The sequence below is a fragment of the Acinetobacter sp. ABJ-A23_2 genome (assembly GCF_044538765.1).
GTDB lineage: Bacteria > Pseudomonadota > Gammaproteobacteria > Pseudomonadales > Moraxellaceae > Acinetobacter > Acinetobacter nosocomialis_A.
On sequence record NZ_JBIUCP010000023.1, the window covers coordinates 46,569 to 61,496 of the forward strand.

13 protein-coding genes are annotated in these 14,928 nt (G+C 39.5%); 5 read left to right on the plus strand and 8 right to left on the minus strand.

Going from position 1 to position 14,928, the window contains the following annotated elements:
- Positions 1 to 91: 91 nt before the first annotated feature.
- From antA to ACH63V_RS09855, 4 genes are all read left to right on the plus strand, one after another.
- Complete coding sequence (antA, locus tag ACH63V_RS09840) at positions 92 to 1,507, plus strand: anthranilate 1,2-dioxygenase large subunit (RefSeq protein ID WP_396463392.1); 1,416 nt, start codon at positions 92 to 94, stop codon at positions 1,505 to 1,507.
- A 2-nt stretch (positions 1,508 to 1,509) separates the two neighbouring features.
- A complete protein-coding gene (gene antB, locus ACH63V_RS09845) occupies positions 1,510 to 2,001 on the plus strand; it encodes an anthranilate 1,2-dioxygenase small subunit (RefSeq protein WP_191105280.1) in 492 nt (163 codons plus the stop codon).
- A 5-nt stretch (positions 2,002 to 2,006) separates the two neighbouring features.
- Positions 2,007 to 3,041, plus strand: coding sequence for an anthranilate 1,2-dioxygenase electron transfer component AntC (gene antC / locus ACH63V_RS09850; protein WP_396463393.1), 1,035 nt, complete (start codon positions 2,007 to 2,009; stop codon positions 3,039 to 3,041).
- Positions 3,042 to 3,490: 449 nt separating this feature from the next.
- Positions 3,491 to 4,549, plus strand: coding sequence for an AraC family transcriptional regulator (locus ACH63V_RS09855; RefSeq protein WP_396463394.1), 1,059 nt, complete (start codon positions 3,491 to 3,493; stop codon positions 4,547 to 4,549).
- Between the two features lie 56 nt (positions 4,550 to 4,605).
- Here ACH63V_RS09855 and ACH63V_RS09860 read toward each other — a convergent pair whose 3' ends face one another.
- From ACH63V_RS09860 to ACH63V_RS09880, 5 genes are read right to left on the minus strand one after another with little or no spacing between them, the layout of a single operon-like run.
- On the minus strand, positions 4,606 to 5,553 hold the full coding sequence (locus ACH63V_RS09860) for a transporter (protein WP_396463395.1): 948 nt from the start codon (positions 5,551 to 5,553) through the stop codon (positions 4,606 to 4,608).
- A 53-nt stretch (positions 5,554 to 5,606) separates the two neighbouring features.
- Positions 5,607 to 6,137: a flavin reductase family protein gene (locus ACH63V_RS09865; protein ID WP_191105283.1), complete on the minus strand. Its 531-nt coding sequence runs from the start codon at positions 6,135 to 6,137 to the stop codon at positions 5,607 to 5,609.
- Positions 6,138 to 6,165: 28 nt separating this feature from the next.
- Entirely contained in the window at positions 6,166 to 7,404 is a 1,239-nt protein-coding gene (locus ACH63V_RS09870) for a styrene monooxygenase/indole monooxygenase family protein (protein WP_396463396.1), read from the minus strand.
- A gap of 43 nt (positions 7,405 to 7,447) precedes the next feature.
- Complete coding sequence (locus ACH63V_RS09875) at positions 7,448 to 8,233, minus strand: SDR family oxidoreductase (protein WP_396463397.1); 786 nt, start codon at positions 8,231 to 8,233, stop codon at positions 7,448 to 7,450.
- Positions 8,234 to 8,245: 12 nt separating this feature from the next.
- Positions 8,246 to 9,496 carry a dienelactone hydrolase family protein gene (locus tag ACH63V_RS09880; RefSeq protein WP_396463398.1) on the minus strand — a complete coding sequence of 417 codons (1,251 nt, stop codon included), beginning with the start codon at positions 9,494 to 9,496 and terminating at the stop codon, positions 8,246 to 8,248.
- Between the two features lie 329 nt (positions 9,497 to 9,825).
- Here ACH63V_RS09880 and ACH63V_RS09885 point away from each other — a divergent pair, with 329 nt between their 5' ends.
- On the plus strand, positions 9,826 to 11,169 hold the full coding sequence (locus ACH63V_RS09885; protein ID WP_272341939.1) for an MFS transporter: 1,344 nt from the start codon (positions 9,826 to 9,828) through the stop codon (positions 11,167 to 11,169).
- Between the two features lie 68 nt (positions 11,170 to 11,237).
- Here ACH63V_RS09885 and ACH63V_RS09890 read toward each other — a convergent pair whose 3' ends face one another.
- The 3 genes from ACH63V_RS09890 to ACH63V_RS09900 all read right to left on the minus strand — a co-directional run bounded on the left by ACH63V_RS09890 (position 11,238) and on the right by ACH63V_RS09900 (position 14,791).
- Positions 11,238 to 12,224, minus strand: coding sequence for an AraC family transcriptional regulator (locus ACH63V_RS09890; RefSeq protein ID WP_396463399.1), 987 nt, complete (start codon positions 12,222 to 12,224; stop codon positions 11,238 to 11,240).
- Between the two features lie 326 nt (positions 12,225 to 12,550).
- Positions 12,551 to 13,336, minus strand: a complete 786-nt coding sequence (locus ACH63V_RS09895; protein WP_396463400.1) for a 3-hydroxybutyrate dehydrogenase — start codon at positions 13,334 to 13,336, stop codon at positions 12,551 to 12,553.
- Positions 13,337 to 13,369: 33 nt separating this feature from the next.
- On the minus strand, positions 13,370 to 14,791 hold the full coding sequence (locus ACH63V_RS09900; RefSeq protein WP_396463401.1) for a GntP family permease: 1,422 nt from the start codon (positions 14,789 to 14,791) through the stop codon (positions 13,370 to 13,372).
- Positions 14,792 to 14,928: the final 137 nt, after the last annotated feature.

Consider the following 14,928-nt stretch of genomic DNA (forward strand, 5'->3'; position numbering starts at 1 on the left):
CAAAGTGGATAAAGATCTGGAAAAAACGGATAGAGGCCAAAGCCTAATCGCGGTTCAATCAGTTAAAAGCTGAATGAATAGGATTGAGCAAATGACCTCATCTAATTTAAAACAATGGAATGATTTTGTAGATGGATGTATCGACTTCCGTCCTAACGATGGCGTGTTTCGCATTGCACGTAATATGTTTACTGAGCCTGAACTATTTGACTTGGAAATGGAACTTATTTTTGAAAAGGTTTGGATTTATGCATGCCACGAAAGTGAGATCCCAAACAATCATGATTTCCTAACAGTTCAAATTGGTCGCCAACCGATTATTGTGAGCCGTGATGGTAAAGGCGAACTACATGCCATGGTCAATGCTTGTGAACACCGCGGTGCCACTTTAACCCGTGTTGCCAAAGGCAACCAGTCTACATTTACCTGTCCGTTCCATGCATGGTGCTATAAGTCAGATGGCCGCTTGGTTAAAGTCAAAGCACCTGGTGAATATTGTGAAGATTTTGATAAATCAAGTCGTGGTTTAAAACAAGGCCGTATTGCCAGCTACCGTGGTTTCGTATTTGTAAGCCTTGATACTCAAGCAACAGACTCTCTAGAAGACTTTTTGGGCGATGCAAAACTGTTTCTTGATTTAATGGTTAACCAGTCCCCAACAGATGAACTCGAAGTATTACAAGGCAAGTCATCTTATACCTTTGCAGGTAACTGGAAGCTACAAAATGAAAATGGCCTAGATGGTTACCATGTAAGTACTGTTCACTATAACTATGTTTCTACAGTCCAACATCGCCAACAAGTCAATGCATCAAAAGGTGAAGAACTCGATACTCTTGACTATAGCAAGTTAGGTGCCGGTGACTCAGAAACTGACGATGGCTGGTTTAGTTTCAAAAATGGCCATAGTGTTTTATTCAGTGATATGCCGAACCCAACTGTTCGACCAGGCTATAGCACAGTTATGCCGTATATGGTCGAAAAATACGGTGACAAATATGCTGAATGGGCAATGCATCGTTTAAGAAACTTAAACTTGTACCCTAGTCTATTCTTTATGGACCAAATTAGTTCACAGCTTCGTATTATTCGTCCTGTGGCATGGAATAAAACCGAAGTCATCAGTCAATGCATTGGGGTTAAAGGCGAATCTGCTGAAGCGCGCCGTAACCGTATTCGCCAGTTTGAAGATTTCTTTAACGTATCAGGCCTTGGTACACCAGACGATTTAGTCGAATTCCGTGAACAGCAAAAAGGTTTCCAAGCACGTCTTGAACGTTGGAGCGATATTTCTCGCGGCTGTCAGTCTTGGGAATATGGCGCGACCAAAAACTCACAAGATTTAGGCATTCAACCCGTCATTACTGGCCGAGAGTTTACCCACGAAGGACTCTATGTAAACCAGCATGGACACTGGCAACGTCTAATGCTCGACGGATTAAACAAGAAAGCATTAAAAATGCAGGATATTACTTTTGAGAACAATGCCCTAATGGATGAGGTGTAACCATGTCACAAGAACTAAATTTTGCTGTATCTCAGTTTTTGTACAAAAAAGCAGAACTTTGTGACGCTTATGACTGGGATGCCTACCTAGAGCTTTACGATGAAGATAGTGAATATCATATTCCACAGTGGATTGATGACCATAACTATGTTCAAGATCCAAATCAGGGTTTGTCTTATATTTATTATGCAGACCGTACAGGACTTGAAGACCGTGTATTCCGTATTCGTACAGGAAAAGCAGCGTCTGCAACACCGTTACCACGTACGTTACACAGCATAAACAACATTCGAGTTAAAACACTGGAAGATGGATTAATTGAAGCAAAAGTTGCATGGCAAACGCTCTATAACCGTCAAGGCTTAGAAGGCTGTTTTTACGGACATGCCACTTATCTTTTACGCCAAACCGCAGATGGTTTCCGCATTCGTCGTCAGCACAGCATTTTGCTGAATGACAAAATTGATTCCGTTTTAGACTTCTATCACGTTTAAGGGGAATGAAAATGGGACATTCAGTTGCACTTAACTTTGCCGATGGCAAAACCTTTTTCATTTCGGTGAATAATGACGAATTGTTGCTTGATGCAGCAGTTCGCCAAGGAATTAACCTACCGCTAGACTGCCGTGAAGGTGTTTGTGGTACCTGTCAGGGACAATGTGAAACTGGGATTTATGAACAAGAATATGTCGATGAAGATGCATTAAGTGAACGTGATTTGGCTGAGCGAAAAATGTTAGCTTGCCAGACGCGTGTGAAATCAGATGCAGCTTTTTATTTCGATCATGATTCTGCTATTTGCAATGCTGGAGATACTTTAAAAATTGAAACCAAAGTGACTGCGGTTGAACTGGTTTCTGAAACGACAGCAATTTTGCATCTTGATGCGAGCAGTCATACTGCACAACTTCAGTTTTTGCCGGGTCAATATGCTCGTTTGCAAATACCGGATACCGAAGACTGGCGCTCATATTCATTTGCGAATAGACCAAACGCAACCAATCAATTGCAATTCTTAATTCGTCTATTGCCAGACGGTGTGATGAGCAATTATTTGCGTGATCGTTGTAAAGTCGGACAAACCCTACTCATTGAAGCGCCACTTGGTAGTTTTTATTTACGTGAAGTACAGCGACCACTGGTTTTTGTGGCGGGTGGAACAGGTTTATCAGCTTTCTTGGGAATGCTTGATAACTTGGTTGATCAGCCCAACTCGCCTGCCGTTCAGTTGTATTACGGCGTAAATAATGAAACCGATTTATGTGAACAACAACGTTTACATGCCTATGCTGAACAGCTACCCAACTTTAGTTATCACCCAATTGTGACTAAAGCAACTGAAGCTTGGCAAGGTAAAGCAGGCTATATTCACGAGCACTTAAATAAAGATCAACTGGCTGAGCAGGCTTTTGATATGTATTTATGTGGCCCACCACCAATGATTGAAGCCGTTAAAAATTGGTTGGATGAGCAAGCTTTGCAAAACTATCGTATTTATAGCGAGAAGTTTTTACAAAGCAATACCTCACGTTAAAAGTATAAATAATTTAAAAACTACTAAACCTGAAATGATTCAATATACTCTGCAAGGGGTATATTGAATTTTTGCATTTAAATTAAAAGTTTTTATATATCAACAATATAAAATAATTAATTCCGACAAAATAAATTGACCAGCTCACTCGGATTTGCTATAAATTTTGATAGATCTTAAGGAATAAGATCATGATGAGATTAAGTTATAGCACCTTTTATATCCCCCTATTCTATTTCTCAAATGTATTAAATTGATGGACAAAATCCGATGTAAAAGTTTGAGAAAATCATATTAATTAGCGGTTAAATTGGTCTGTATTTTGCTTATATCTCATTGTAATTTGCGAGTAACTTAATTTTTTAAGTGCCGTATTTACTTGCTGAACAGTGAAGGTTTAAGGCTTTTGCAATACAAGTAAATACAGGAGTGAGCCAAAAGGGATAAATATGAACCAAGCCAACTCCCCAGAACTCAGTGGGCGTCATTTTCAAAATGAGTCTATCTTTACCAATCATAATCTGGTCTTTGATCACCACGATTTAAGCGAAACTTGCCGAAATGTCGGGCAAATTTTTAAACCACATGATCTTAAAATCTCTCAGCAGAAGCGAGATTTCAGTGCAACCATGCACCATGTTAAAACAGGCGCATTGTCTATTAGTCGCTTGGAATATGGTGCAGATGTCATTATTGAACCAGATCATCTGGATAACTTTTACTTAATTCAAATTCCAACTCAAGGCTATGCAGAAATCGAGTTTGGTTCACAAAGGTTTATTTCTTATTCTCAAGTTGCTTCTCTTATTTCACCTCAGCAATCTTTACGTATGCGCTGGCACGCGAACTCACCACAGCTCATTTTAAAAGTTTCAAAGGATGATTTTACTTACCATTGCCGTCAACATATTGCTGATTCAGAAAACAACTTACTCGTTTTCGACCCCAAATTAGACTTTGCTACACAAAGTGGAGCCTACTTTTTACAGCTCGTTAGAACATTGATGGATGCTTTGGCTTGTGAACAACACCCGCTTCATCATCCTTTAGCCTTTAAACAATTTGAGTCAAATCTATTTAATGCACTTATTTATGGCCAACCTAATAATGCGTTACATAAAATAGATCAGTATAAAGAAAAAACAGTCTCTCCTTATTTTGTGAAGCGTACAGAAGCCTATATAAAAGAACATTTACATGAGCCACTTAATGTCGAAATTTTAGCTGAACATGCAGGCGTGAGCGTAAGAACCCTATTTACTGGTTTTAAAAACTATTTGGGGACAACCCCAATGTCTTATTTAAAAGAATTACGCTTTGAACAAGCTCATTTAGAGCTGATGCATAATGAAAATCTGTCGGTTACTGACGTTGCATTTAAATGGGGATTTAGCCATTTAGGCCGTTTTTCTCAAGAATATAAACGCCGTTATGGTGAGTTACCTTCGTCTACTCGCCGTTCTGGTCACATTGAAGGTTCAGGCTTAATTACTTCAATTTTTTCGTAAACTAAAAATAGACGAAAGCCTTTTATATTGATTGATATAAAAGGCTTTTTTATGATTTAAAAATGATGGACATAACGAACTTGTAGTCGTGTTCCCTCTGGACGATTTTCAGCATCTTGCTCAAAATAAGCATTTGCAACCAAGTGATCATTTTTAGAAAAACTAAACATCGCACCCGGACCAATCGCCCAGACTTGCTCACGTCTACCTTTGACTTTTTCACCATCCACTTCGGTATCAGTGACTTGTTTTAGCCAATAGCCATTTAGTCCTAAGCGAAACTGTTCGGTAATGGCATAGTCTGTTGCGAAGTTTGCATGAATTGCTTGCCCAGCTTGCATATCATTTGCTCCAGCAAAAGCATAGCTTGGGTCATTATTCTTAAAGTTATAGAGATAATGGATACGTGTAGATGCGGTCCATTTAGGATTAAACCAATACGTTGCAGCCCAATAAGGGTCAAATGAAACAGCGTTATTACTGGGGTTAATATCTTTTTGCCGATCGTATTCGCCCGTAGGTAAATTCACCTGAAACTCAAAACGATGTACAAACTTCGGCCCTTGCGCGCCCATGACTGGATCGAATTGAATAAAAGGTCCAATCATAATGTCCCCAAAGCCACTTTGGGCTTTAATAGCAGCATTATTCAAGCCATCATCCATGTCCATTTTGCTGACAAAAGGAATTAAAAAATTCATACCTAGGCTGGCTTTATCCTTTACTCGGACATTCGATAAATAACTAATCTGTTCAACCAGTACTTGATAATTTAAATCTGTTTTAGGTAAACCTAATTTTTGTCCATTGGCATCGACCAGTTTATTACTATCGTAATTTTGAAAGTAAGTTTGAGCATACCAGCCAGGCCCTGCGGGTAAACCTCCATCGAGTAAGCTGGTCATACCTAAGTTTACGGTCGGTAAATCGTAGGCATGAGAAACTAATGGCAAACCCAACAATGTCCCTGCTAAAAAGCCATGTTTAATTAAAGTGCTTTTCATCTTCTTATTTCCTATAAAAAAATCACGACCGGATTGATCGTGATTGTTGTGAATTAATGTGCTAATTCTGGATGCTCAGCGGCAATCCGATACTTTCCTGCGTGGAATACCAATGGTTCACCTTGGCGCTGTTGGTATTGTTCAATTTGACCAATAAAAATCAGGTGATCTCCGCCCTCATACTGATTTACATTGCGGCAAACCAAGGTTGCGAGTGCATCGGATAAAATTGGAACGCCTGCATTGCATTGTTGATGAGCAATGCCTGCAAATTTATCTTCAGCACCTCGAGCAAAATGTCCCGAAAGCTGGTGATGCTCTTGTGCCAACATGTGAATGGCAAAATATTCAGCTTCTACAAAATCAGACAAACTTGGCGCTGTTTTTGAAAGACTCCACAAAATTAGTGGCGGATCTAAAGACAGCGATGAAAATGAATTGGCTGTCATGCCTATTTTTCGACCATCTTTACCACGAGTTGTAATCACGGTAACGCCAGTTGCGAATTGCCCAAGTAAATTACGGATTTCTCTTGGGTTTTCAGTGTTAATTGCTTGTAAGCCTAAAGTTTCAATTGTGTCCATTTTTAATTCTCCCTTTGCTGTTTTGACCTTAGGCCACTTTTGCTGTGGTTTTTGAGGCCAAGAATGTTTGAGCCTGATTTGCATCAAACCACCAAGGGGCAAAAGAGCGCGGGTCATCAAAGTTATTGGCCATAATTGAGGCAATGCTTTGGTTTTGGCTTGCGGCTGCTAATAGTTCAACGACATGTGGCTGCGGTGGTACTAACAGGCTATTGGTCCAAGCTACGACTTTTTCTGCATAAGCCCAATAACGTTCAAAAGTTTGAACCATCCATTGTTCGCTAAAGTTTTGATTATCATTGGCTAAAATGGCATCGAAATAGATTTTGCTACACTTAGCAGCGTTGTTTGAGCCTTGACCAGTAATCGGGTCATTCACCACTAAGGCATCTGCCATCCCAAAAATTTGCTTGCCAGATGGTAATGTCAAAATTGGTTTGCGTACGGTCGGTGGGAAACGTCCTGCCAAATAACCGCCTACGTCGGTCAACTCAACATTTGTGCAACGCTCATATTCCCAAGGCACAAATTTCTTGAGTAAATCCAAACTGCACTGCAAATGCTGTTCCGGTGTTTTGACATCTTGCCAACAGTCCATTGGCCCATTTGGAATTCCTTCAAACACCATGATGTCGCAAGGACCATTAACGGTAAGTGCTGGAAATGAAAAGTATTCGCCAACTTCAGGAATAATGTTAAAAGTCACACGTGAATAAGGTGAAATCGGTTTCATGTTTTTGACATAGGTCAAAGCCAAAGCGCGCTGAGGTTTATCAAAAACACTGCGTGCATCATCACGCTCAAACTGTTTAACAACTTCACCTTTACCAGCCGCGAGTAAGACAAGTTCGTAGTCGTTTGCGAGTTGTTCTAACTCTTCTATACCAACATCCTGAATCACCAATCGACCACCACGGCGTTCAAATTCTTCCATCCAATATGGCATTTTGACGCGTTGATCGACTGATTGAGCGTAGCGCTCAAGACGAGCACTCCATTCAAATGCTTTACCGCCATTTTCAGGGTTAACTAAAGCTAGCCCAATGCCTTCTACTGCTGGACATTGTTCTTCCCAGAAATTTAGTCCCAAGTCACGTTCAGTTTGTAAAGCGGTATGAAACATACACTGGCTTGACATGACTTTACCTTGACGGATTTCGTCGGCAGTTCGATTGGTGATCATGGTCACGTCATAACCTGTATCTAATAACCCCAAACCAAGCTGTAAACCAGACTGTCCTGCTCCAACAATTGCAATACGGCGCATAATATTCTCCATAATTTTCTAAATGTACTTTTAAAACGCTGTGCTATTCGGCTAAGCGTGGAATAGCAGGCTGTGATCCTTCAGGGCCCATCACTGAATAGCCACCGTCGACTGCGTAATCTGCTCCGGTGACAAAGCTCGCAGCAGGTGACAATAAAAACAAAACAACATTGGCGACTTCTTCGGGATGGCCCAATCGGCCTAGCAAGTGGTAATCGGCTGCCACGCTATCGGCCTTTTCACGGTTATTACCACTGACTTCTGCAATGACACGAGACCATGTCCAACCGGGAGAAACTGAATTGACGCGAATACCACCGGCAGCAAAATCCATTGCCATGCTTTGTGTGAGTTGACGTATCGCGGCTTTAGACACTGGATATAACCAGCGCCCTGTTTGTGCCACTTTGGCCGAGATTGAAGTAAAATTAACGATTGAACCTTGCTGCTTTTTTAGGTCAGTGTATAAAGCACGGCTCAGCTCAACTGTGGAGACCAAATTAATATCGAGTGCTTGTAACCAGTCCTGACGTGAAGATTTAAAACCATCATCTAAGTAGGTACATGCCAAATTCACCAAGTAACTCACTTCACCTAAATGTTGGTGAATATCTACCACAGCTTGTCGAATAGCCGCATCACTGGTTAAATCGGTTTGAATAAACATCACGTCATGGTTAAAGCTTTCTGCAATTGCCTTGCCTTTGGCATCAATATCTAAGATAGCGACATGAGCACCTGCACTGACCAAAGCTTGTACAACAGCTTTACCAATCAGTGTTGCGCCGCCGCTCACCACAGCGACTTTTCCTTTTAAATCTATATTCATTACAGATACTCCTTAATTGACTGGCTTGCCTTCACTACTTGACCAAGATGGCATCAACGTATTTGAAGGAAGATCTTCATCAAGAAGTTTTCGTGCTGTCTCGACACCTGCAACTGGTAAGCCTGTTGGGTCTAATAAACCAATTTGAACGAGCACCGATGCTTGGTCCCAGTAAATATGCTCATGGCACAACTTTGAACCTCTGAACTGAATTACACCCAACATTGGAATTTCGACATATTTACCAGTCGGTTTTACACCCGGTAATAACCAGTCAATTTCAGCGTCGTGGGTAAAGCTCATAATGAACTCGTCTACCACTTGCGTTGAGCCAACCGTACGAGAGATCGAAGTAATCTTCATATCTTTCGGGTTTTGGTGAACAAAATGATATTGATAAAAACGAGCAAGCTGGCTTTGGCCTACACCACCAGTTAAAGTTGGAATATGGTTGACATAAGGTTCTGCGACCATCGTTGCCATGGTTGCTGGCACATCACGCGTATCAAACTCATGACGAATATGCTCTTCCCATAAAGCAACTAAGTCATATTTCGGTCCAATCGTGTCATGTAGAGCGGTTACTGTACGCTCGTGGGCAAAACGTGCTGACGGTTTGTGATAATGATTGCTTTTAGGGCGTGCAAACGCATGATCAACACCTTCATAAACATAGGCTTGTACATTTGAATACTGGTTGGCTGCATTCACAATCGCTTGCCTTGCATCTGGCGGTGTAAATTGGTCCAGCTCTGCAATATGTAAAACCAAACGCCCTTTTACGTTGGCTAACTCATCTAACGCTTTTTCAATGCCTACGCCGTAATAACCTACGGCACATGCCACGTCAGAAAGTCGGCAGCCTGCTAGATACGCCAGCTTTCCACCTAAACAATAGCCCACTACGCCGAGGCCTGTGGAAGTGTCACATTCTGGTCGAGTCTTTAAAAAAGATAAGCTGTCCTGAATATCTTCAACCCCAAGATTTTCATCATATTGCTGATAAAGCTCGAAAGCCTTTTGAAAATCTTCTGGTGTATAACCCAGTTCTATATTAGGTGCGACACGCCAAAATAAATCAGGAACTAAAACGGTATAGCCTTCTTCTGCAAGATATTCTGCTTTTTCTCGCATGGCTGCATTAACCCCAAAGATTTCCTGACAAAGCACCACACCGGGTCCTTTTCCTGTTTCTGGCGTCGCTAGATATGCACTGAACTGCTTTCCAGATGCTGTTTTAATTTGAATGGTTTGACCAGCCATAGTGTCAACTCCTGACATTGTTATGGCTTTATCTTCTATCCGAATTTTTTTTTAGACTGTCCAAAAGCTGCAAGCATTATCCAATCTCTGCGCAATTATCAAAATCAATTAAACTGGATAAAAAATTAAAAACAAAGAAACACCTATATTTCAAAATTTTAAATTAAAAATGAAATAAATGCTTTTTATCTAATTTGGAAAAAATGGATGAAGATTAGGACTTATTGGATAGTGAAGACTGGCTAAAAATAGTTCAATCAAAGATACAGGTTTTGTAACGAATACATTGAATTACTCAGGGAATTAAATAATTTTAAGAAGGAATACATATGAAAACGATAGATGCAAACACGATTATCAACCGTGAGAAACTATCTCCATTACAGTGGATGGTTTTTATCCTAGGATTTTTTGTCTTCTTCTGTGATGGTCTAGACACAGGAATTATTGGTTTTGTTGCTCCTGCATTACTGGATGACTGGGGAATTACCAAACCTCAACTTGCTCCCGTTTTAAGTGCTGCCTTAGTCGGCATGTCGATCGGTGCAATTATTTCGGGACCCTTAGCCGATAAATTTGGCCGTAAAGGTGTTATTGTTTTTACAAGTCTTTTGTTTTCCATATTTACCATTTTGTGTGGCTTTGCCAATTCAACTCAAGACTTAATGATTTATCGCTTTATTACAGGTGTTGGTTTAGGGGCAGCTATGCCGAATATCAGTACTATTGTCTCAGAATATATGCCTGTAAAACGTAAAGCATTCCTTACAGGTCTTGCTGGCTGTGGATTTATGCTAGGTATTTCGTGCGGCGGTGTGCTGTCAGCTTATCTATTAGAAAGCTATGGCTGGGCCAAAGTGATTATTATTGGCGGAAGCATTCCCCTAATTTTAGTGATTGCTTTGTTGCTTAAATTACCTGAATCAACGCAATACTTAATTACACGTCATCAACAAGATAAAGCACAGCGTATCTTAGAAAACATTCAAGGCTATGCTTTCCAAGAGCCTGTAAAACTTGTTTTAACTCAAGCAGAAAATACCTCAGATAAAAATCCGGTTAAAGTGGTTTTAGGAAAATATCTTTGGGGTTCAAGCATGCTTTGGCTCTGCTGTTTTACTAGTCTTTTGGTGTTCTATCTTTTAACAAGCTGGATGCCAACGATTTTAAAAACAGCAGGTTTCAGTACCCAACAGTTTAGTTTAATTGCTGCGATTTTCCCTTTTGGTGGTGTAATTGGCGCAACCATTATGGGATGGTACATGGATAAACTGAACCCAACTACAGTCATTAAATATTCATATCTGATTGCTTTCGTCCTATTCATTGTTGCAGGTTTGGTGAGCTCAAATATTTTCTTATTGGGTCTTACTATTTTCTTAATTGGTGCTTTACTCGCTGGTGCGCAGTCTTCATTACTGCCACTTGCGGCTATGTTCTATCCAGCAGTATGCCGCGCGGTTGGTGTTTCATGGATGCATGGTATTGGTCGTATCGGTGCAATTTTAGGCGCTTTCTTTGGTTCGCTCATTTTCACTTTTAACTTAAGTTTAAGCGGTATTTTCTTTATTCTCGCTTTACCAACCTTCATCTCATTTATTGCACTTAGCCTGAAAGTGATCTATGAAAAATCTAAACACAAACAAGTGTTAAAGTTTGAGGAAAGCCTATAAATATTAATCGATAAATAAAAAACTGATTTAGTTGCCTAAATCAGTTTTTTAATTTGGAAAATTAAATATCAGAAAATTTTGCCTTTGGTCTCACTTGGGTTTTCTCCAAATTCTTCACGATATTCTTGAGAAAAACGGCTTAAATGGTTAAAGCCCCAGTCATACGCAAGCTTTGAAATAGAAACCTTTCTATCTGCTCCTGTGGTGCTCAAGATTTTATAAATTTGTTGGAGACGATATTTTTTTAAATACGACATTGGACTGGTGCTGTAGTACTGTTGAAATTCGTCATACAATTTTGATTTTGAAACCCCAGCCAGACGCTGCAAATCTTCTGCACAGATTTCTTCGTGAGCATGTTCAATAATAAAATTACGAACCTTACGAATATACGCTGGCTCGTCTTGATGTGAGAGTGACTTTAAGGCTTCAGAGTAGTTGTTTTCTTGAGACAATAATAACGCTTTAATTACAAAATTTTCATAGTCTTCAGACAACATCTGCAAACCATAAAAATTGCTATATTGCGATTTTAACTGTACAAAATTTTGAATGTTCTTCCACCATGCTCCAATCAGTTGCTCAGAGTCTAAGTGCATTTCAGGATTAAAAATGATAGGACTTTCAATTGGTTTATTGAGTAGATCTGCAAGAACAATCTGCATACTTCGTTCAGGAATAACCACCTGAAATTTTCTGCAATCTTTATCGATAATCAAATCTTGCTGATCGTTATTTGAAACAATAAGGCCCCTGTTTTCATCAGATTGATAATGTGCACCACGAATGTTGAGAGCTTGTCGCCCCTGTATAGGCAAACTAATGCTATACGCTTTTAAATTTGAGATGTTAATGGCAACATTTGCACCATAACTGATTGTACCGATTGCCATTTTTTTATTAGGCAAACGCATTCCATCATAGTGAAAATCTAAAGTGTCTTTGTAAATGGTCTCTAGACGGTGTTCACCACAAATTGTGGACATCAGATTCTGCGCAAATTCAGCCTTGCGTGAATAATGATTGAGTTCCATCTGTTGGCTGAGTGATATCATATCCTTTTCACCTAGCTAAATAACTTATTGCTTAAAAAGCAACTTGTATGCCAATTAATATCCTTTAATTGGCGAATTTTCCTGAAAATACCGAATCAAGAAAGAGAGTAAAGATTACTTTCTCATACTCTATTAGATTTTAAAAATGGAAATAAGTTAAATACCTTTAAAGTATAATTTCATACCTTAACAAATTTATTTTATTAGGTTTTTATAAACAAATAGAGTAGAGATAAATTATTATTTTGAACAGCATACTATCGTAAATTTTTAACGAATAAAAAAACCGCCTATTTTAAATAAGCGGCTTTTATAAAATATTTAAATTATTGAGCGGTGTAACCACCATCCATAACAACAGCTTGGCCGGTTACCCCACCTGCTTTGCTACTCGCAAGGAAAATCGCATAGTCAGCAATTTCTTCAACAGAGAGCAAACGCTTTTGAGGAACCATTGCCAAAATTACATCTTCAAGTGCGCTGTCTAAACTCACATTACGGGTTTTAGCCAAATCTGCAATTTGACCACGGACCAATGGTGTATCTACATACCCCGGACATAAAGCGTTTACCGTAATGCCATCACGCGCACATTCTAATGCAGCAACTTTTGTTAGGCCAATTACGCCATGTTTAGCACTGTTATAACCTGCTTTTCCAGCAAAACCAATCAAACCATTAATTGAGGCCATATTAATAATACGGCCATATTTTTGAGCTTTCATAATTGGAAAAACATGTTTAATACCAATAAACGCCCCAGTTAACATGACCTGAACTAACTTTTGAAAAACAGCAGTTGGGAACTCTTCAATAGGTGCAACGTGTTGGAAACCAGCATTATTAATTAAGATATCAACCGTACCAAAAGTCTTTTGAGTAAGCTCAATGGCTTGTTTATAAGCATCTTCATCAGTCACATCGCATGGTGCAGATAATGCATCAAAACCTTGCTTTTTAAGTGAGTTCGCCGTTTCTTGGCACTTTTCAGCATTCATGTCAGAAATGACAACTTTGGCACCTTCTTGAGCAAATTTCTTAGCAATCTCTAGACCGATACCACTTGCAGAACCTGTAATAAAAGCGACCTTACCGTCTAAAAGTTTTGTCATTTATTTACTCCTTAATACTTATAACGTGCTGATTTAAACAATACCCGTTACGGTAAAGACCGTAATCACCACAAATACCGCTAATGTCTTAATTACTGTGACTGCAAAAATATCTTTATACGACTGTTTATGCGTTAAGCCTGTAACAGCAAGTAAAGTAATGACAGCACCATTATGCGGAAGCGTATCCATACCACCTGAAGCCATCGCAACCACACGGTGCATGACTTCTGGTGGAATACCAGCAGCTAAAATCGCAGCGTTATAGTGTTCAGCCATCGCACTTAAAGCGATACTCATACCACCAGAAGCTGAACCGGTAATACCTGCTAATACGGTTGTAGTCACAGCCCCATTCACTAAAGGGTTTGTAAAAGTACTGCTCATTGCATGACTAATCATGGCAAAGCCCGGTAATGACGCAATAATTGCACCGAAGCCATACTCAGAGGCCGTATTCATCACTGCTAAAAGTGAGCCGCCAATACTGGCATTAATGCCCTCTTTAAAATTCGTCACTACACGCTGATAATCAAATAAAATTGCAGAAATAATCCCGACAATAAGTGCAAGTCCAACCGCCCAGATCGCACCAGTTTTTGCAACATCTACGGTGTAATCAGCAAGACCAACTGAGGTAAAATCAAAGCCATTTGGATACCACTCTTTAATTGCTTTAGACAAATATTTGTTCATTACTGCAACAAGAATTAGCGGTACAAATGCTAGAAACTGACGAGCCTTACTTCCATTATTTTGTAGAGCCATATCAGCTTCAATTTCTTGAGACGGCATATTGTCTATACCAAAACCAGAGAATCCTTCCCCAGCTTTTGCAGCAGCACGGCGACGCCATTCTAAGTAGCTTAAACCCATGCATAAAACAAAAATAGCTCCAATAATTCCTAGAAATGGTGCGGCATAAATATTGGTACCAAAGAAAGTGGTTGGAATTACGTTTTGGATTTGTGGAGTACCCGGCAATGCATCCATGGTGAATGTAAATGCACCAAGCGCGATGGTTCCCGGAATTAAACGTTTTGGAATATTAGCTTGTCTGAATAACTGGTTTGCAAAAGGATAAATGGCAAATACAGCAACAAATAAACTTACACCGCTATATGTTAAAATTGCACCTAACAATACAACGGTTAAAATTGCTTTTTTTGCTCCAATCCATCTTACAATGGTTCTAGCAATAGACTCAGCAATTCCTGACATTTCAACAACTTTACCGAAAATTGCGCCAAGCAAGAATACAAGAAAGTAATCTTTAATAAAGTTCACCATTTTGGGCATAAAGATACCCGAATAAAACGGTAAAACATTGGCTGGGTTAATGAGTAGAACAGCAAGTAAGGCACAAATTGGTGCCATGAGAATGACGGAAAAACCCTTGTAAGCTGTATACATCAACAGCCCAAGCGAAAGTAGAATTACAAATAATTCCCACATATATTCTTTCTCCCTAAAGAATAGATACTAGGTTCAATAAAATTACCAAAAGATATTTAGGTTATCCCAAACCTATAATGATAAAAATCACAACATCCATGTGTGGTAATAGGTAAATGAGCTTAAAAATAAAATAT

Excerpts from the sequence above, each read along its gene's own strand:
- ACH63V_RS09865 (WP_191105283.1), bottom strand. The coding sequence starts at position 6,137 with ATGGACACAATTGAAACTTTAGGCTTACAAGCAATTAACACTGAAAAC.
- ACH63V_RS09860 (WP_396463395.1), bottom strand. The coding sequence starts at position 5,553 with ATGAAAAGCACTTTAATTAAACATGGCTTTTTAGCAGGGACATTGTTG.
- ACH63V_RS09900 (WP_396463401.1), bottom strand. The coding sequence starts at position 14,791 with ATGTGGGAATTATTTGTAATTCTACTTTCGCTTGGGCTGTTGATGTAT.
- antA (WP_396463392.1), top strand. The coding sequence starts at position 92 with ATGACCTCATCTAATTTAAAACAATGGAATGATTTTGTAGATGGATGT.
- ACH63V_RS09875 (WP_396463397.1), bottom strand. The coding sequence starts at position 8,233 with ATGAATATAGATTTAAAAGGAAAAGTCGCTGTGGTGAGCGGCGGCGCA.
- ACH63V_RS09855 (WP_396463394.1), top strand. The coding sequence starts at position 3,491 with ATGAACCAAGCCAACTCCCCAGAACTCAGTGGGCGTCATTTTCAAAAT.
- ACH63V_RS09880 (WP_396463398.1), bottom strand. The coding sequence starts at position 9,496 with ATGGCTGGTCAAACCATTCAAATTAAAACAGCATCTGGAAAGCAGTTC.
- ACH63V_RS09885 (WP_272341939.1), top strand. The coding sequence starts at position 9,826 with ATGAAAACGATAGATGCAAACACGATTATCAACCGTGAGAAACTATCT.
- ACH63V_RS09890 (WP_396463399.1), bottom strand. The coding sequence starts at position 12,224 with ATGATATCACTCAGCCAACAGATGGAACTCAATCATTATTCACGCAAG.
- ACH63V_RS09870 (WP_396463396.1), bottom strand. The coding sequence starts at position 7,404 with ATGCGCCGTATTGCAATTGTTGGAGCAGGACAGTCTGGTTTACAGCTT.
- antC (WP_396463393.1), top strand. The coding sequence starts at position 2,007 with ATGAAAATGGGACATTCAGTTGCACTTAACTTTGCCGATGGCAAAACC.
- antB (WP_191105280.1), top strand. The coding sequence starts at position 1,510 with ATGTCACAAGAACTAAATTTTGCTGTATCTCAGTTTTTGTACAAAAAA.
- ACH63V_RS09895 (WP_396463400.1), bottom strand. The coding sequence starts at position 13,336 with ATGACAAAACTTTTAGACGGTAAGGTCGCTTTTATTACAGGTTCTGCA.